This is a genomic window from Microbacterium arabinogalactanolyticum (assembly GCF_030268005.1).
Classification (GTDB): Bacteria; Actinomycetota; Actinomycetes; order Actinomycetales; family Microbacteriaceae; genus Microbacterium; species Microbacterium arabinogalactanolyticum.
The window spans coordinates 204,437-222,506 of record NZ_BRZC01000003.1 but is presented as its reverse complement, the minus strand read 5'-3'; the positions used below and the strand labels follow the sequence as shown (position 1 = coordinate 222,506).

The following is an 18,070-nucleotide window of genomic DNA, read 5'->3' as shown; positions in this document are numbered from 1 at the left end:
CTCATGCCCTCCAGTCGAGTTCGATACCGCCGGAGCGGGCGCTCTGCTCAGCGAGCAGGGCGATGCGACTCACCAGCAATGCCTCCCGCCCTGCCAGCACCGCGGCCTCTCCACCGGCCAGCAGCGCGTCCAGCGCATCCTCGGCGGGGCGCCGCCCGACGCCGTCACGATGCGTCTGCCTCGGCTGCTCCGTGGTGGTCAGCTCGATCTCGCCGCGACCCCAGTAGAGCTCTGCTGTTCCCGCGGTGCCGACGACACGCATGCGGTAGTCGCCGTGGATCGCCGAGCCGGCGGGCGTGAGCCAGTCGACTTCGGCGCTGAGCCGGGGTCCCGTCTCATCACCGAACACGACCGTCGCGCCGCCCTGCAGGTGGAACCCCGTGTCGATCGCAGGACCCAGCCAACCCCGTACGGTGCCGTGCTCGGCGCCCGTGATCTGCAGTGCGATGTCGATGTCGTGCACGAGCAGGTCCGACAGGATGCCGCCGTAGGACGCGGGATCGAGGAACCACGCGGCGCGCTGATCGCGCAGCAGCTTGTGCGGCGCCCAGGAGGCGAAGGCCACGGGCCGCCCCAGCGATCCGTCCCGGAGGGCATCGCTCAGGGCGATGGTCTCGGGGTATGTGCGCTTCTCGAGCATGAGCGCGACATGCCGGCCGGTGCGCTGCATCGCGGAGTCGATGCGGTCGAGCTCCTCGAGCGAGATGCACAGGGGCTTGTCGCAGAGCACGTCCGCGCCGGCGTCCAGCGCGGCGGTCACGATGTCGGCGCGTTCGCTGTAGACGCCCGCACAGGCGACGATCGAGGGCTTCAGTGCGAGTAGGTCATCGAGCGAGTCGAATGCCGGGGCCCCGGCGGTGTCCGCCACACGTGCTGCGCTCTCGGCGTCGGTGTCGTGGACGCCCAGCAGGTGCAGCTCATCACGCGCACCGATCTCGGCGAGGGCGTAGTCGACGTGCGAATGCGCCACGCCGGCGATCACGATGCCTGTCATACGTGCATTGAATCATGCAACCGCTTGCAAAGTCAACGACGGATGTGACGAGCAGGCGCGACGCTCGCACGGTGCACCAGATGGGCGTCGATCGCCGTCCGCTCGGGGGCCGTCGCCGAGTCGTCGATCAGCGCCAGGAGAGTCGACAGCGCCTCGGCGCCGCTGGCCGCGGATCCGCCGGACACGGTCGTGAGCGCCGGAAGCGTCGTCGCCGCCAGGACGTCGTCGCATCCCACGACACTGAAGTCGGCCGGGACGTTCAGCCCGACGAGGCTGAATCCGGCGAGGACGCCGTGCGCGATCACGTCGTCGAACGCGACGGCAGCCGTCGCCCCCGTCGCGATGAGCGACCCGACGCACTCGCGCCCCGCCTCGTAGCTCGGCCTGCCCAGCTCGATCACGCCGGCACGGACGCCAGCAGCCTCCGCAGCCCCGAGCACGGCCGCGCGGCGCTCCTGATCGGCCCACGTCTCCGCTGGACCGGCGAGGTACGCGATCGACGTGTGCCCCATGGCGGCGAGGAGGTCCACCGCCTCGCGGACACCGGTCGCAGCGTCGACCAGGACGCGGTGCACGCCCTCCACGTCCCGGTTGATCACCACGGTCGGCGTCCGTGCGGCGAGCTCCCTGATCTGCTCCTCCGGCATCCGCGGCGAGGCGAGGATGAACCCGTCGACCTGCCTGCTGAGGCGATCCACGAGCACCTTCTCCCTCGAGGCGCGCTCGTCGGAGTCCCCCAAGAACACGGCGAAATCCGCCTGCTCGGCACCCGACTCCACTTCGCGCACCAGCGGCGGGAAGAACGGGTTGGCGATGTCGGGGACGATGAGGGCGATGTTCTGCGTGCGTCCCGTCGACAGGGCCCTGGCATGCGGATCCACCGAGTACCCGAGCTCCGCCGCGAATCGCTTGATCCGCTCGACGGTGTCATCCCGGATGAGATCCGGACGGGTGAATGCGCGGGAGGCAGTCGACTCTGACACGCCTGCGGCTCGCGCCACGTCGGCGAGTGTCACCCCGCCCTTTCGTTTGGTGGTCATGGATCCACGATAGTGGCGTCCTACGACAACAGGGACTTGATTTTGCAACCGGTTGCATTATTGTGTTCCACATCATGAACCAGCCCTCGTTCACCCTGCACGTCCACTCCGACCGCTCCTCGATGGGAGCCGCTGCCGCGCGTGCGGCCGCCGCGACGCTTCGCGCCGCGATCACCGATCGCGGCGCGGCCCGGATGATCGCCGCGGCCGCCCCCAGTCAGCTCGATGTCTATCGCGCCCTGGCGAAGGAGCCGGGGATCGACTGGAGCAGGGTCACGGTCCTGCACATGGACGAGTACCTGGGGCTGCCGGAATCGGCTCCCCAGCGATTCGGCAACTGGCTGCGAGAGCACCTGATCGCCGGCATCTCCGGCGCCCGCTTCCACCCGCTTCGCACCGAGGCCGGCGCACAGGCGGCTATCGAGGAGTACACGGACCTGCTCTCCGCCGGCCCCATCGACGTGGTGTGCCTGGGAATCGGCGTGAACGGCCACATCGCGTTCAACGATCCGCCCGAGGCGGAGCTGGACGACCCGGAGGCCGTACGCGAGGTGCGCCTCGACGAGGCCAGCCGCGTGCAGCAGGTCGATGACGGCTGCTTCGATAATCTCGAAGCCGTGCCGACCCATGCGCTCACGCTGACGATCCCCGCACTGCTGCGGGGCGCGCATCTCGTGTGCGCCGTGCCGGACGCGCGCAAGGCCGAGGCGGTGCGCGCGCTCATGGAGGAGGCCATCAGCCCCGCCTGGCCGTGCACCGCGCTCCGGCGGCATGCTCATTGTGAAGTGCATGTCGACCGGGACGCCGCCTCCCTCCTTCCGGCGCGGCGCTGATGCTCACGCTGCAGGGCCGGGACCTCACCTCCGGCGCGGGCCTGGTCCTCGAGATCAGCGACGGCCTCATCACCGCGATGCGGACCGGCGACGAGGTCGCCCCTGACGCGCCATGGATCGCCCCGGGGCTCGTCGACCTGCAGGTGAACGGGTTCGGTGACGGCGACGCGAACGCGACACGTCCGTCCGCCGAGGAGATCACCCGGATGGCGCGTGCCCTCGCCGCACGGGGAGTCACGCGCTTCCTCCCGACGGTGATCACCGCATCGCGAGAGCAGATGCGCGCACGCATCGGTGCGATCGCCGATGCGTGCCGAGACCCCCTGACAGCGGCCATGGTCGCCGGCATCCACGTCGAAGGGCCGAGTCTTTCCGAGCAGGACGGCCCGCGCGGCGTGCACCCGCTGGAGCACATCCGGCCACCCGATGTCCGCGAGCTGGACTCGTGGCTGGAGGCTGCGGACGGCCTGCTCCGGATCGTCACGCTGTCACCGCACCACCCAGGAACGGTCGACGCCGTCACCCACCTCGTCCAGCACGGAGTGCGGGTCTCGGTGGGACACACGCATGCGGATGAGGAGCAGATCACGGCTGCGGTCGATGCCGGCGCGTCGCTGTGCACCCATCTGGGTAACGGCGCGCACGCGGCGCTGCCGCGGCATCCGAACTACATCTGGACGCAGCTGGCCGAGGGCCGGCTCGCCGCAGGCGTGATCGCCGACGGCCACCACCTGCCGGCCAGCACGTTGAAGGCGATGATCGCGGCCAAGCGCGATCACGGCGTCTTCCTGGTCAGCGATGCGGTGGCGACCCCTCGCACTCTCGTGGAGGACGGAGTCTCGACCGTCGGAGGCGGCGTCGCTCTCGCAGCGGACGGCGCCCTGCGGCACGTCGCATCGGGCTTCCTCGCCGGATCGGTCCAGGCTCTCGACATCGGCGTGGCCAACGCGGCGGGCATCCTCGGCTCGCTCGCCGATGCCGTCCGGCTGGCCAGCATCGTGCCGTCTCTGCTGCTGGACGGCCGCGACCCGTGGCGAGTCGGCGCCCGAGCGGATGTGCTCCGCTTCTCGTGGCAGCCGGGCGACATGGCCATCACGCCGGTGTCGGTGCACGTCGCCGGCGAGCGGGTCCGCTGAGGTCCGGACACGCGTCACCGTCGCGTTCGGCGCGTTCCTCGCGCCGCAGGCGCGCCCTCGAAGAGCTCCGGATGCTGCTCGCGCACGGCCTCGAGATCGGCGAAGACGAAGCGGAGGTGCTCGCGCAGCGCCGCACAGGCGGCATCCGGATCGCCGGCCGCGAGCGCGTCGACGACGCGCTCGTGGTCGTCCGCATAGTCCTGCACATCCCGCGTCGCGCTCATGCCGACGTAGCGGGCGCGGTCGAGGTGGCCCTTCGCGGCGCTGACCGCCGCCCACGCGTTCGCGTGTCCGGCGAGCCCCAGCAGCGCGCGGTGGAACTCTTCGTCCAGCGGGTAGAACTCCTCACGATCGCGCGCCTTGCGCTGGGCGGCGAGGATGCTGCGCAGCATCCGCTCCTGCTCATCCGACGGCGTCGCGCATGATGCGAGCGACGTCACCTCGATCGCCTCGCGGATGAACTGCGCCTCGCGCACGCGATCGGGGTCGATGGGCGTGACGTAGGTGCCGCTCTGCGGACGGATCTCGACCAGGCCCTCCTGCGCGATGAGCAGCAGAGCCTCGCGGACGGGCTGGCGGCTGATGCCGATGGTCGCGGCGAGCTCGTTCTCCGACAGCGAGGCCCCGGGCCGGAGCGCACCGCTGATGATCTCGTCACGGACGTGCGCGTAGGCGACGTCGCGGGCGGAGGGGCGAGCGGGCATGTGACGAGAGTATCCCGACTCTTGACAGAACTGGTATGGCAGTGCTTGCATTACTGCCATACCAGTTCTGCACCGAAGGTGTGCGCGGAGAGGAGAAGCGATGACCATCGACAAGGCCGAGGTGATCGTCACCAGCCCGAACCGCAACTTCGTGACGCTGAAGATCACCACTTCCGACGGCGTGACCGGCCTGGGCGACGCGACCCTCAACGGCCGCGAGCTGGCCGTGGTCTCATACCTGCGCGACCACGTCGTGCCGCTGCTGATCGGTGCCGACGAGAACCGCATCGAGGACACCTGGCAGTTCCTGTACCGCTCGGCGTACTGGCGCCGCGGCCCCGTCACGATGGCGGCGATCGCCTCCGTCGACATGGCGCTGTGGGACATCAAGGCGAAGAAGGCCGGGATGCCGCTGTACCAGCTGCTCGGCGGGGCGTCCCGCACCGGGCTGCTCGCCTACGGCCACGCGTCCGGCACTGACCTGCCCTCGCTCTTCGACTCGGTGCGCGACCACCTCGAGCAGGGCTACCGCGCCATCCGCATCCAGACCGGCGTCCCCGGCCTGAACGCGATCTACGGCATCGCCTCGCAGTCCGCCGCGGCCGGCGGTGGCGACGAGCGCTACGACCACGAGCCCGCACGTCGCGGCGCGAAGCCGGTGGAGGAGGACTGGGACACCCGCGCCTATCTGCGCCACCTGCCCGGCGTCTTCGAGGCGGTGCGCAACGAGTTCGGCCCCGAGCTCCCCCTGCTCCACGACGGCCACCACCGCATGACGCCGATCCAGGCCGCCAAGCTCGGCAAGGAGCTCGAGCCCTACGACCTGTTCTGGCTGGAGGACTGCACCCCTGCCGAGAACCAGGAGGCGCTGCGCCTCGTACGCCAGCACACCACCACCCCGCTCGCGATCGGCGAGATCTTCAACACGGTGTGGGACTTCAAGGACATCATCCGCGAGCAGCTCATCGACTACGTGCGCGGCGCCGTCACCCACATGGGCGGCATCAGCCCGCTGAAGAAGACCCTCGAGTATGCGGCGATGTACCAGATCAAGTCGGGCATGCACGGGCCGACCGACATCTCCCCGGTCGGCATGGCCGCCGCCATGCACCTCGGCCTGTCGATCCACAACTTCGGCATCCAGGAGTACATGAAGCACGGCGAGCGCACGAACCAGGTGTTCCAGCAGTCGTTCACCTGGCAGAACGGCCTGCTGCACCCCGGCGACGCCCCGGGTCTGGGTGTGGAGCTCGACCTGGACGAGGCGGGCAAGTATCCGTACGAGCAGGCGTACCTGCCCTACAACCGGCTCGCCGACGGCACGGTCCACGACTGGTGACGGGGGCGTGCCCGGCGAGGCCCGGGGGCCGGATGCGCCAGGATGGAAGCACCATCCCGACAGGAGCATCCGCGTGACCACTGACCTGACCCGCCTGCGCACCCTGCTCGACGAGGGCACGCCCGTGAACTGGGTGTGCACCGGCGATTCGATCACGCATGGACTCATCCACACCCAGGGTGCGCGCAACTACGTCGACCACCTGCACGAGCTGATCCGCGGCGACATGTCCCGCGTTCAGGACGTCATCATCGACACCGCCATCAGCGGCTGGCGCATCGTGCAGCTGCTCGAGGACTTCGACCGGCGCGTGGCCACCTGGCATCCGCACATCGTCACGCTCATGATCGGCACGAACGACTGCTCCACCGCGGGCGTGTTCCCGGTGATCGAGCCCGCCGAGTTCGCGGTATCCGTCACCGAGTTCGTCGCACGGGTGCGCGCCGTCGGCGCCATCCCCGTTCTGCAGACCCAGCCCGCGATCGACGTGCGCAACGCCCCGGAGCGCGCCCGCATCGCCGAGTTCGCCCAGGCGATCAGGGATGTCGCGGCCGCGCAGGACGTGATCCTCATCGACCAGTTCGCGCGCTTCGCCGAGATGGGCCGTGGCCACGTGAACGACGTCGCCTGGGGACTGCTGGGCGACCCGTTCCACCCGAACGCGGCCGGGCACGCCGTGCTCGCCCTCGGCGTCGCGACGGCGCTCGAGCTCGCGCCGCTGCCGGAGCGCGACCGCGTACTGCCGGCCCTGCGGGCCCTGGCGCACGCGGCGCGCTGAGCGCCTTCTAGTCGGGCCCGCCCAGCGGCACGACGAGCAGCTCCTCGATGCGGAGCCGCACGGCCTCGGCCATGTCGACGGACGTCGGATCGAGCAGCCACTGCAGCTGCAGGCCGTCCATGAGGGCGGTGAGCTCCGCGGCGGCGCGCTCCTCGTCGACGTGCTCGGCGAGGTAGCCCGCGGCCCTGGCATCCCGCAGGGCCTTCGCCGTGCCGGAGCGGATCCGCGCATAGCGTCGGACGAAGTAGTCGTGCGCGGGGTGGGTCGGGTCGGCCGCCTCCGCCGACAGCACCGCGTACAGCGCGATGATGCCGCCGACGCCGCTGTTGTGCCGGGCGAGGTCGACCATGCCGCGCAGGATCCCGATGCCGTCCTGCCCCTGTGACCCGTTGCGGCGGAACCGATCGCGGTCCTCGCGGTCGCGCGTCTCCAGCACCGCCTCCATGAGGGATTCCTTGGTGGGGAAGTGGTGCGCGAGGCCGGCGCGCGAGATCTCGCAGATCTTCGACAGTTCGAGCATGGTCGCACTGTTGTAGCCGACGCGGCCGAAGAGCGCGGTCGCGGCCGCGATGATCTGCTCCCGCCGGGCTCGGCCGGTGGTGTATCCGCGTTCAGTCGTCATCGATGTCCCATCGTAGGCGTCAGATGAAAACCTACACTTGTGCCGGTTTTCATGCTAGCGTGCCATCAATCGGCACCGAGCACCCTGTCCGGCCAACCGAACCCGCCCATACCCGCAAGGACTGACAATGTCGTCGACTTCATCTGACGCCCCCGAGCTGCGTCCCCCGATCACCGAGACCACCTTCGTCGCCACCGCCTCCGGCGAGGACGACCCGCCCGCGCCCCTCAAGGGCGTGCGGCGCCTGCTGTGGTGGATCGTCCCCGCCAACTTCGCGATCTTCGTGATCTGGGGCGCGGTCCCCGGCATCCTGCTCCAGGCCCAGCTGATCGCGATGTTCCCCGACGAGAAGACCCAGGTCGCGAACATCGCCATCGTCATGACGATCGGCGCCCTCGGCGCCATGATCGCCCAGCCCGCCGCAGGCCAGCTCTCCGACCGCACCCGGGCGAAGTCCGGCCGCCGCGCCGTGTGGATCGTCGGCGGAGCGATCGTGGGCGGCATCGCCCTCATCGTCCTCGGCTTCATGAACAGCCTCATCGGGATCATCGTCGCGTGGACCCTGATCCAGGTCGCCTACAACTTCGCGCAGGGCCCGCTCTCCGCGGTGCTTCCCGACCGCGTGCCGGTCGCCCGCCGCGGCACCTTCGCCGCCCTGTCCGGCATCGGACTCATGCTCGGTGCGCTGGGCGGCCAGATCGTCGGCTCCCAGCTCGCGCACACCATCACCCTCGGCTATGTGATCTTCGCGGCGTTCGCCGTCGTCGTGCTGATCGGCTTCGTCATCGCCAACCCCGACCACCCGAGCACCAACTTCCAGAACGAGCCGTTCAGCTTCGCGGAGTTCCTGCGCACCTTCTGGGTCAACCCGGTCAAGCACCCCGACTTCTTCTGGGCGTTCACCGGCCGCCTGCTGCTGTACACCGGCTACTTCGCCGTGACCGGCTTCCAGCTGCTGATCCTGAAGAACTACCTCGGCGTGAAGGACCCGTTCGCGGTCATCCCGCTCCTGGGCATCCTCAGCCTCGCCGGCGTGCTCATCGCCACGGTGATCTCGGGCCCGCTCTCCGACAAGGTCGGCCGCCGCAAGCCCTTCGTCTTCGGATCCTCGCTGCTCATGGCGGTCGCCCTCGTCGTGCCCTGGATCACGCCCTCGTACACCTCGTGGATGATCATGACCGTGATCAGCGGATTCGGGTTCGGCATGTTCCAGGCGGTGGACACCGCGCTGATGAGCCAGGTGCTCCCGTCAGCGAAGAACTTCGCGAAGGATCTCGGCGTCGTGAACATCGCCGCCACGCTGCCCCAGACGTTCGCCCCCGGCGTCGCCGGTGCGATCGTGCTGGCCTTCGGCTACGGCGCGCTCTTCCCGATCGCGATCGTGCTCAGCGTGCTCGGCGCGATCAGCGTCTGGTTCATCAAGTCGGTCAAGTAGTCAAGGAGAGAACACATGACGGACACCGAGGTGCGCTTCCCGTACCAGGACGCCGCGCTCGACATCGAGCAGCGCGTCGAGGACCTGCTCGGCCGGATGGATGCCGCCGACAAGGCCGGGATGCTCTTCCACACCATGGTCGGCATCGGCGACCCGTCCGAGGGCAATCCGACGTTCGGGCTGCCCTCGGCGCACTCGATGATCCGCAAGCGACGGATGAATCACTTCAACCTGCTCGGCTCGGCGCCCAGCGGCCGCGAGTTCGCCGCATGGAGCAACGCGCTGCAGCGCTTCGCCCGCGAGGACGGCCTCGGCATCCCGATCACGTTCTCGACCGATCCGCGGCACGCGTTCAGCGACAACCCCCTGACCTCGATGTTCGCCGGTCCCTTCTCGCAGTGGCCCGAGACGCTCGGCTTCGCCGCCCTCGCCTCGCCGGAGCGGCTCGAGCGCTTCGGCGACATCGCGCGGCAGGAGTACCTCGCGGTGGGGCTGCGCGTCGCACTGCATCCGCAGATCGACCTCGCCACCGAGCCGCGCTGGTCGCGGATCAACGGCACGTTCGGCGAGAGCGCCGACCTCACCAGCGAGCTCGTGGTCGGCTACATCCGCGGGTTCATGGGGTCGGAGCTCGGGCCCGAGTCGGTCTCGACCATGGTCAAGCACTTCCCCGGCGGCGGTCCGCAGCTCGACGGCGAGGATCCGCACTTCGAGTGGGGCAAGGAGCAGGTCTACCCCGGCGGCGAGCAGGAGTACCACCTGCGTCCGTTCATCGCGGCCATCGGCGCCGGCGCCACCCAGATGATGCCGTACTACGGCAAGCCGGTCGGCACCGATTGGGAGGAGGTCGGCTTCGGCTTCAACAAGGACGTGCTGACCACGCTGCTGCGCGACCGCCTCGGCTTCGACGGCATCGTCTGCACCGACTGGGGCCTGCTCACCGACGCCGACATCCTGGGGACGCCGATGCCGGCGCGGGCCTGGGGCGTGGAGCACCTCACGCGGCCCGAGCGGATGGTGAAGGCGCTGGACGCCGGCATCGACCAGTTCGGCGGCGAGCTGTGCACCGACGTGCTGCTGGATCTGCTCGCCTCGGGTGCGGTCGCGGAGGACCGTCTCGACGTCTCGGTGCGGCGTCTGCTGCGGGAGAAGTTCCGCCTCGGGCTGTTCGACGACCCGTTCGTCGACGAGGAGCACGCCGAGGCCGTCGTCGGCCGTGCGGACTTCGTGCAGGAGGGCCTGGACGCGCAGAGTGATTCGCTGACCCTGCTCACGAACGCGGATGCGATCCTGCCGCTGACCCGCGGCGTGAAGGTCTACGCCGAAGGCGTGGCATCCGACGTCCTCGCCGGGTACGCGACCGTCGTCGAGACACCGGCGGAGGCCGACGTCGCGATCCTGCGCATCAAGGCGCCCTTCGAGGACCGCGACCGCGGCGGGTTCTCGGCGATGTTCCACTCCGGATCGCTGGAGTTCCCTGCTGAGGAGCACGCCCGTCTGACGGCGATCGCCGAGGCCGTGCCGACGGTGATCGACATCTACCTCGATCGCCCGGCCGTGCTGGGCGGCCTGGAGGAGTCGGCTCGCGCCGTGCTCGCGGACTACGGCGCCTCGGACGAGGCCGTGCTGCGGGTGCTGTTCGGCGAGCGGGGTCCGCAGGGCTCGCTGCCGTTCGATCTGCCGCGTTCGGATGCCGCAGTCGTCGCGAGCCGTTCCGATGTCGCCTTCGACACCGAGGATCCCACCTTCCGCTTCGGCCACGGCCTGCGGTACTGACGCCGGGATCTCCGGACGCGTGAGGCCCCTGCCGATCGGCAGGGGCCTCACACGTCCCGGAACAGTCCCGGGTCAGCCGGAGACCGCGCTGCTGCCGGGGATGGCCGCGATGAGCTCGCGGGTGTACTCGTGCGCCGGGGCTCCCAGCACGTCGGCGGCGTCGCCGCTCTCGACGACCCGCCCCTTCTGCATCACGACGATGCGATCGGAGATCTGCCGCACCACGCCCAGGTCGTGCGAGATGAACAGGTAGCTCAGCCCGAACTCGGCCTGCAGGTCGACCAGCAGCTGCAGGATCTGCTCCTGCACGGAGACGTCCAGTGCCGAGACGGGCTCGTCGAGGATCATCAGCTCGGGGCCGATGGCGAGCGCCCTGGCGATCGCCACGCGCTGCCGCTGACCACCCGACAGCTCGCCGGGACGCCGATCCGCCAGCTCCGACGACAGGCGCACCCTCTCGAGCAGTTCGCGGACCAGCAGGCGCTGCGAAGAGCGGTCCCCCACGCGGAACGACCGCAGCGGCTCCGCGACGATCCGCTCGACCGTCATCCGCGGGTCGAGGGACGCGAACGGGTTCTGGTACACCACCTGCATCCGGCGGCGCAGCTGACGCAGGCTTTCACCGGTGGCACGGGTGATGTCCTCGCCGTCGAGCAGGATCGTGCCGGCATCCGGCTGCACGAGCCGCGCTGCGATCCGGGCGCTCGTGGTCTTGCCCGAACCCGACTCGCCCACGATCGACAGCGTCCTCCCCCGCGGGACCGCGAAGGACACGTCGTCGGCGGCGAGGAACGATCCGCCGCGAACGCCGTACGTCTTGCCGAGGCCTCGCACCTCGAGGATGCTCTCGGCGCGCGCCTCGGGCGCGGAGGAGCCCGCCTGCGCGGCCACCCGCTCGCGGAAGGTCGCGAACAGCGCGCTCTCCTCGCCCACCTGCACCTGCGGAGCCAGCCGCCCCTCGCGCAGGCCGGGAGCCGCTGCGACGAGGCGCCGGGTGTACTCGTGCGCCGGCGCGTTCAGCACATCGGCGGTCGCGCCGCGCTCCACGATCTCGCCCTGGTACATCACGATGATCTCGTCGGCGCGATCGGCGGCGACGGCCAGGTCGTGGGTGATCAGCAGCACGGCGGTGCCGTGCTGCTGCACGAGCTCGTCGAGCTGGTCGAGGACGTGCCGCTGCACCGTGACGTCGAGGGCGCTGGTCGGCTCGTCCGCGATGACGAACTGCGGTCCGCACGCCCAGGCGATCCCGATCAGGGCGCGCTGACGAAGGCCGCCGGACAGCTCGTGCGGGTACTGCGAGGCGCGCAGCGCCGGCTGCGGGATGCCGACCTCGTCGAGGATCTCCACGGCGCGCGCGGCCGCGGCGGCGCGCGGCATCCGCCGGTGGATGCGCAGCGTCTCCGCGATCTGCTCGCCCACGCGCATGAGCGGGTTCAGCGACGATCCGGGGTCCTGCGGCACGAAGCCGATCTGCGCACCGCGGATCTTCCGCAGCGCGCGCTCCGGCAGCCGCACGAGATCGTTGCCGGCGAAGCGGATGGAGCCGCCCGTGATCCGGCCGTTCTCGGGAAGACGGCGGATGAGCGCCTGAGACACGGTGGACTTGCCCGAGCCGGACTCGCCGACCAGTGCGACCACCTTGCCCGCCGGCACCTCGAAGGAGATGTCGTGGACGACCTCCTTCCAGCGTCCGCGCGTGCTGTAGTCGACGCGCAGGCCGTCCACCTGCAGCAGAGCCCCGCTCATCGCTCGCCTCCGATCGCTCGCGCCACGCGGTTCACGGCCAGCACGACGGCCAGGATCACGAGACCCGGGATGATGCTGAGCCACGGCTGCGCGGCGATGAAGTCCCGTCCGGCAGCCGACAGCGCGCCCCACTCGGGTGCGGGCGGCGGGGCGCCGAAGCCGAGGAAGGTCAGCGCCGAGACGCCCAGGATGGCCGTGCCCAGCTCGAGCGCGGCCACGGCGATGACGGGGCGCGCGGCATTGGGCAGCACGTGCCGGAACACCACGGCGGGCACGCGCGCGCCGAGGGTGCGCGCCGCCTCGACGTACTCCTCGTTGCGCACCCGCAGCACCTGCGAGCGCATCACGCGGGCGAAGCTGCCGGCGGCGCCCAGGCCGACGCCGAGCCCGATCGAGACCGGACCGAAGCCGAGAGTGGCGACGACGATGAGGGCGAGCAGGATGCCCGGGATCGCGACGAGCACGTCGACCACCCGCATGATCGCGAAGTCGACGGGGCCGCCGAGGAATCCGGATGCCAGCCCCACCAACCCGCCGACGACGACGCCGACCGCCACCGCGAGCGCAGCCGAGACGATGGAGAGCGCCGTGCCGTGCACCACACGGGAGTACAGGTCCCGCCCGAGGTTGTCGGTTCCGAAGAGGTACTCGGCACTGGGCGGCAGCAGCCGGTCCTTGGGGACCGAGAGGTAGGGGTCGTGGGTGGACAGCAGCGAGGGCGCGACGATCGCGACGGCGACCAGCAGCAGCACGAGCAGGCTGATCACGAATCCGGGCTGACGGAGCAGTCTCATGCGGCGACCTCCTTCGGCTCATCCGCGGGTTGCACGGTGCGCGCGGCCCGGCGTCCGGAGCGCCGCGTGCGGGGGTCGATCACGCCGTACGCCAGATCGACCACGAGGTTCACGGTCGCGTAGACCGCGGCGATCATCAGCACGATGCCCTGGATGACGTTGATGTCACGGGCGAGCACGGCGTTCACCGTCATCCGCCCGATGCCGTCGCGCGAGAACACCGTCTCGACCACGGCGGTGCCCGCCGCGAGGTAACCGATGGTCAGGCCGAGCACGGTGATCGTCGGCAGCAGCGCGTTGCGCAGCAGGTGCGCGGTGAAGATCCGCCACGGCGGCACGCCCTTGGCCACCGCGGTGAACACGTGCTGGCTCGCCTGCGCCTCGAGCACGGCCGCCGAGAACACCTGGAACAGGATGGCCCCGACCGGCAGAGCCAGGGTGACCGCCGGAAGGATGGCGCTGCCCGGCTGGCGGCTGCCCGAGGACGGCAGCCAGCCGAGCGTGAAGGAGAAGAAGCTGATCAGCAGCAGACCGGTCAGGAACGCCGGGATGGCGACTCCGAACGGCGGGATCTGCAGCAGCAGGTTGCGCAGCCAGCGCACCGGGGCGATGAAGGCGAGGAACGTGAAGAGCACGGCGATCACGATCGCGATCACGAGGGCGATGAGGGCGATCTCCACCGAGTTCGGCAGGGTCCGCGCGATCATCGTCGCCACGGGCTGACCGGTGGCGATCGAGATGCCCAGGTCGCCCTGCACGAGCATCCCGAGGCGATGCCAGTACTGCTCCCACGGGGTGCCGGCCAGACCGTACTGCTGCCGGAGCCGCTCGAGCACCTCCGGGTCGACGATCGTGTCCCCGCCGCTCTTGCTGGCGAGCGCCGCGAGCAGAGGATCGCCGGGAAGGAAGGTGATCAGGAGGAACACGACGGTGTACGTCGCGAGCACCACGAAGACGAACTGCGCCAGCTTCGGTGCGATGTAGCGCAGCACGCGCAGCGTCGCATTCACGGTTTCGCTCCCGTCATCCCGATCACCTTCCCGCCGTGTCCGGCTCAGCCCTTGACAGTGACGTCGTGCAGGATGATCCGCGACGAGGAGTCGAACTCGACGCCGGAGACGCCCTTCTGCGAGGCGTGCACCTGCGCGACCTCGAGCAGGGGCACGAGGTACGCCTTCTCGACGATGTGCTTCTGCACGTCCTCCAGGATGGCGGTGCGCGCCTTCGGGTCGGCGGTCTCGGCCTGCGCGGCCAGCTGCTCGTCGAGCTCGGGGTCGGTGACCACGGCCCAGCGCGCCTTGGAGGCGGACGAGAACATCACCCGCAGCACGTCGGGGTCGGTGCGCGTCAGGCCGGCGCCGAGGAAGTCGAAGTCCTTGGATGCGACGGCGCCGAAGAAGTCGCCGGCGGTGACCATGTTGATCTTCAGGTCGATCCCGGCCTTGGCCAGCTGCGCCTGGGTGGCCTCGAGCACGTCCTGACCGTAGAACGCCGTCACCGAGACGGACAGCTTGGTGCCGTCCTTCTCACGGATGCCGCCGGCCCCGGCCTTCCAGCCCGCGTCGTCGAGCAGCTTCTCCGCGCCCTTGAGGTCGTACGCGAGCGCGTCCTTCTGGGCGAGGAACGACGGGGTGGCGGAGCTGAGCACACCGGTCGCCGCCGGAACCTTGCTCGAACCCGTGAGGTCCTTGATCTCGGCGCGGTTCGTGGCGAGGATCATCGCCTCGCGCACGGCCGGGTCGGAGACGATCGGGCGGTCGGTGTTCGGCACCAGCGAATGCGGGACGCCAGGGTTGGCGCGCGCGTAGATCTCGTACTGATCGGTGCCGAAGCGCTTCTCGTCGGCCGCGGGCAGGTCCAGGATCATGTCGAACTCGCCGGTCTGCAGACCGCCGGTGCGGACACCGGGCTCAGGCGTCACGGCGAAGGTGATCTTCTTGACCGCGGCGTCGCCCTTGCGGGTGCGCAGCTGAGAGCCCCAGTCGTATCCCTTGCGGGCGGTGACGACGACGGAGTCGTTGGAGGTGTAGCTGTCCAGGACGAACGCACCGGATCCCACCGGGTGCTGGCAGCGCTCCTCGGCGGTCATCGCGGCGGACTTGTCGGAGAGCAGGCCGAGCGTGATGGTGCTGGCACCCTGCAGGAACTGCGCGTTCGGCTCGGCGAACGCGACCTTGACCGTGGAGGCGTCCACGACCGTGGTGCCCTGGTAGCCGGCCAGGTACTGCGACGCCAGCGCGGCGGTGCTTCCGAGGGCGGCGAGGGCGTCGAAGTTCGCCTTCACGGTCTCGGGCGTCAGCTTCGAGTCGTCGCTGAAGGTGACGTCGTCGCGCAGTGTGAAGGTGAACTCGGTGAGGTTGTCGTTCGCCTCGAAGCTCTTGGCGAGCCAGGGCACGATCTCGCCCGTCTCAGGGTTCTGATCGACCAGGGAGTCGACCAGCTGCCGCCCGATGTTCAGTGCGGTGGTCAGGGTCACCTGCTGCGGGTCCAGGCACACCGGGTCGTCCTGCACGGCGATGTACAGCTCGTCCTTGGTGGTGCCGCCACCGCCCCCGCCCCCGCCGTTGCCGGCGGAGCAGCCGGCAAGGAGACCGGCGCCGAGGGCGGCGGCGCCGAGGGCCGCGGCCCAGCGTGCGGATGCATGTCGTGTCGAGATGTTCACGATCTTCCTCTCAGAGTCCAGCAGTTTCGGGTACAGCGGATTCAGGCAGGCGGTCAGCCTGCGGTGGGCAGCTCGCCGTGCACGAGACGACCTCGTGACACGACGGCGACGATGTTCTCGAGCCTCAGGTCCTCGATGTCCTCCCAGGGCCGGCCGCGCAGCACGACGAAGTCGGCTCCGTGACCGGGGGCGAGCGAACCGATGCGGTCGGACATGCGGACCACGTCGGCGGCGTCGGAGGTGGCGGCGCGCAGCGCGCGCTCGGCGGTCCAGCCGAACATCCGCGCCATCAGGCGCACCTCCTCCATCTGGTCGCCGAACTGCACGAAGACGCCGTTCGCGTCGGTGCCGAGGACGAAGCGGATGCCTGCGCGGCCGGCGTCGCCGAACAGGGAGTCGCGGTAGGCGACGACATCCTTCGCCTTCGCCTGGGCCTCTTCGCCGACCGCGACGCGGCCGTCGGCGATGGCGTCGTTGATGAGCAGCGTCGGCGCGACCGAGATGTTCCGCTCGATGAGGCGATCCCACTGGTCGGGCTCGAGGCCGGTGCCGTGCTCGATGGAGTCGACCCCGACCGACAGGGCGATCTCGTTGCCCTCGGCGGAGTGGCTGTGCGCGGCGACGGGCATGCTCAGCGCGTGCGCCTCGTCGATGGTCGCGCGGATCTCGTCCAGCGTCTGGTTGCGCCAGCCGACCTTGTCGCCCATGGAGAGCACGCCGCCGGTGGTGAAGATCTTGATGCCGTCGGCGCCCATGCGCGCGTACTCGCGCACGAGCTTGCGGCACTCGTCGGGGCTGTCGGCGGTGCGTCCGCGGTGCGGGTAGTGCGGCGGGATGAACAGGTCGCCGTGCCCGGCGGTCATGCCGACGGCGCCGTGCACCAGGATGCGTGGACCCTGCTGGATGCCCTCGTCGAAGGCGCGCTTCACGGCCAGCTGCCGCTCGTCGCCGGACAGGTCGCGCAGGGTGGTCACGCCCGCGCGGGCGGCCTTCTGCGCGTTGTTGGCGATGTGGAAGACCTGCTCCTCCCACGGGGTGATGAGCGGCCACGACGACCAGTCGGCCCGGCCCGAGCCGGAGTAGGCGCCCAGGTGCACGTGCGTGTCGATCAGACCGGGGATGACGCTGTACCCGTCGAGCACCTCGTCGTGGGACTCGACCGCCTCGATGCGATCGCCCGACCACTCGAGGCTGCTCGCCCCGCGGTAGGCATGGCCGTCCCAGAGAGGGATACCTCGGATGCTGTCCGTCGTGGTCACTGCTGACTCCTCCGTGTGCGGGTTGACTGACGCTAGCAGATCTCCGCCCACTTGTTGATAGGTTTGGTCGATCATTACGCAACTTGTTGACTAGTTGTGACGATGGTGGCGACTGACGGCCCCGGGCCGAATATGCTTGCCTGGAGCAGGGGGACGGCGATGACCGACGGCACGATGGGCGCGTGGAGCGAGCGCAGGACGCGCACCCCGCTGACCGACAGCGAACGCATCCTCAGCGGCGTGCTGAGGCACGTCCGCGAGGCGGTCGCCTCCGACAGCACTCTGCCCGGCGAGCACCGGCTCGCCGAGGCGCTCGGATGCACCCGGCAGCAGATCCGCCATGCACTGGCCGATCTGGAGAACCAGGGCATCGTCGTCCGCCGCCAAGGGGCCGCCACGACCATCGACCCGTTGCTCCTGCGGCTGAGCGCCCGCTTCGAGGCGCGCGTCGAGTACGGCGACATCCTGGCCCGGATGGGGTACACCCCCTCGGTCGAGGTGCTCTCGGCATCCTTCGAGCCCATCCCGGACGAGATCGCCGCTCTGCTGCATCCGCAGATCGAACCGGTCGGCGCGCACATCCGGCTGCGCTGGTACGCCGACGACATCCCTGCGATGGTCGGCGAGTACATCCTGCCGCTCCCCGCCGGCATGGAGCGACCGTTCATCGACCCCACCCGCCCCGTCTTCGACATCGCGCAGGACCTCTGGTCCGAGGCCATCGCGTGGGAGGTCGTCTCCGCCGGCGTCACGGCCCTCACGGCCGAGGAGGCCGCGCATCTGGAGCAGCCGGAGGGAGAGGTCGCGAAGATGTGGACGATCGTCGGCGCATCGCTCAGCGGCAAGCGCATCTCGTACTCCCGCGAGGTGCATCACCGCGACCTCGTCACCTACTCGTTCATCCGCTCCGTGAAGGAGCCGTGGAAGATCGGACCGCGCTGACGCGCAG

Annotated in this window: 16 protein-coding genes; 7 read left to right on the top strand and 9 right to left on the bottom strand. The window is 70.0% G+C overall.

Going from position 1 to position 18,070, the window contains the following annotated elements:
- Position 1 precedes the first annotated feature (1 nt).
- Both MIAR_RS03460 and MIAR_RS03455 read right to left on the bottom strand, forming a co-directional pair.
- Positions 2-994 carry a Gfo/Idh/MocA family protein gene (locus tag MIAR_RS03460; RefSeq protein WP_285631343.1) on the bottom strand — a complete coding sequence of 331 codons (993 nt, stop codon included), beginning with the start codon at positions 992-994 and terminating at the stop codon, positions 2-4.
- Between the two features lie 32 nt (positions 995-1,026).
- Positions 1,027-2,034, bottom strand: coding sequence for a LacI family DNA-binding transcriptional regulator (locus MIAR_RS03455; RefSeq protein ID WP_285631340.1), 1,008 nt, complete (start codon positions 2,032-2,034; stop codon positions 1,027-1,029).
- Positions 2,035-2,108: 74 nt separating this feature from the next.
- Between MIAR_RS03455 and MIAR_RS03450 the strand changes: the two genes are divergently transcribed.
- The gene (locus MIAR_RS03450) at positions 2,109-2,867 is read left to right on the top strand and encodes a 6-phosphogluconolactonase (protein ID WP_285631337.1); all 759 of its coding nucleotides are present in this window, start codon (positions 2,109-2,111) and stop codon (positions 2,865-2,867) included.
- Positions 2,867-4,003, top strand: a complete 1,137-nt coding sequence (locus MIAR_RS03445; RefSeq protein WP_285631334.1) for an N-acetylglucosamine-6-phosphate deacetylase — start codon at positions 2,867-2,869, stop codon at positions 4,001-4,003. Before MIAR_RS03450 ends, MIAR_RS03445 begins: the two co-directional genes overlap by 1 nt.
- Positions 4,004-4,017: 14 nt before the next feature.
- Here the strand turns inward: MIAR_RS03445 and MIAR_RS03440 are convergent, their stop codons facing one another.
- On the bottom strand, positions 4,018-4,707 hold the full coding sequence (locus tag MIAR_RS03440; protein WP_285631331.1) for a GntR family transcriptional regulator: 690 nt from the start codon (positions 4,705-4,707) through the stop codon (positions 4,018-4,020).
- Positions 4,708-4,807: 100 nt separating this feature from the next.
- Between MIAR_RS03440 and manD the strand changes: the two genes are divergently transcribed.
- Together manD and MIAR_RS03430 are read left to right on the top strand one after the other, a co-directional pair.
- Complete coding sequence (manD, locus tag MIAR_RS03435) at positions 4,808-6,046, top strand: D-mannonate dehydratase ManD (RefSeq protein ID WP_285631328.1); 1,239 nt, start codon at positions 4,808-4,810, stop codon at positions 6,044-6,046.
- 73 nt (positions 6,047-6,119) lie between these two features.
- Positions 6,120-6,824, top strand: coding sequence for an SGNH/GDSL hydrolase family protein (locus MIAR_RS03430; RefSeq protein ID WP_285631325.1), 705 nt, complete (start codon positions 6,120-6,122; stop codon positions 6,822-6,824).
- A gap of 7 nt (positions 6,825-6,831) precedes the next feature.
- On the opposite strand, the gene MIAR_RS03425 is transcribed toward MIAR_RS03430, so the two are convergent.
- On the bottom strand, positions 6,832-7,446 hold the full coding sequence (locus MIAR_RS03425; protein ID WP_285631322.1) for a TetR/AcrR family transcriptional regulator: 615 nt from the start codon (positions 7,444-7,446) through the stop codon (positions 6,832-6,834).
- Between the two features lie 127 nt (positions 7,447-7,573).
- Here MIAR_RS03425 and MIAR_RS03420 point away from each other — a divergent pair, with 127 nt between their 5' ends.
- Positions 7,574-8,881 carry an MFS transporter gene (locus MIAR_RS03420; protein WP_285631319.1) on the top strand — a complete coding sequence of 436 codons (1,308 nt, stop codon included), beginning with the start codon at positions 7,574-7,576 and terminating at the stop codon, positions 8,879-8,881.
- A 15-nt stretch (positions 8,882-8,896) separates the two neighbouring features.
- The gene (locus MIAR_RS03415; RefSeq protein ID WP_285631316.1) at positions 8,897-10,657 is read left to right on the top strand and encodes a glycoside hydrolase family 3 protein; all 1,761 of its coding nucleotides are present in this window, start codon (positions 8,897-8,899) and stop codon (positions 10,655-10,657) included.
- 72 nt (positions 10,658-10,729) lie between these two features.
- Here the strand turns inward: MIAR_RS03415 and MIAR_RS03410 are convergent, their stop codons facing one another.
- The 5 genes from MIAR_RS03410 to MIAR_RS03390 are packed head-to-tail and all read right to left on the bottom strand — an operon-like array spanning position 10,730 to position 17,121.
- The gene (locus tag MIAR_RS03410) at positions 10,730-12,406 is read right to left on the bottom strand and encodes a dipeptide ABC transporter ATP-binding protein (RefSeq protein ID WP_285631313.1); all 1,677 of its coding nucleotides are present in this window, start codon (positions 12,404-12,406) and stop codon (positions 10,730-10,732) included.
- Complete coding sequence (locus MIAR_RS03405) at positions 12,403-13,200, bottom strand: ABC transporter permease (protein ID WP_285631310.1); 798 nt, start codon at positions 13,198-13,200, stop codon at positions 12,403-12,405. The genes MIAR_RS03410 and MIAR_RS03405 overlap by 4 nt, the downstream gene beginning before the upstream one ends.
- Entirely contained in the window at positions 13,197-14,210 is a 1,014-nt protein-coding gene (locus MIAR_RS03400) for an ABC transporter permease (RefSeq protein WP_285631307.1), read from the bottom strand. The genes MIAR_RS03405 and MIAR_RS03400 overlap by 4 nt, the downstream gene beginning before the upstream one ends.
- Positions 14,211-14,254: 44 nt before the next feature.
- Entirely contained in the window at positions 14,255-15,862 is a 1,608-nt protein-coding gene (locus MIAR_RS03395; RefSeq protein ID WP_285631304.1) for an ABC transporter substrate-binding protein, read from the bottom strand.
- A 53-nt stretch (positions 15,863-15,915) separates the two neighbouring features.
- Positions 15,916-17,121: a metal-dependent hydrolase family protein gene (locus tag MIAR_RS03390; protein ID WP_285631301.1), complete on the bottom strand. Its 1,206-nt coding sequence runs from the start codon at positions 17,119-17,121 to the stop codon at positions 15,916-15,918.
- Positions 17,122-17,280: 159 nt separating this feature from the next.
- On the opposite strand from MIAR_RS03390, the gene MIAR_RS03385 reads away from it, so the two are divergent.
- Complete coding sequence (locus MIAR_RS03385; protein ID WP_285631298.1) at positions 17,281-18,063, top strand: GntR family transcriptional regulator; 783 nt, start codon at positions 17,281-17,283, stop codon at positions 18,061-18,063.
- Positions 18,064-18,070 lie beyond the last annotated feature (7 nt).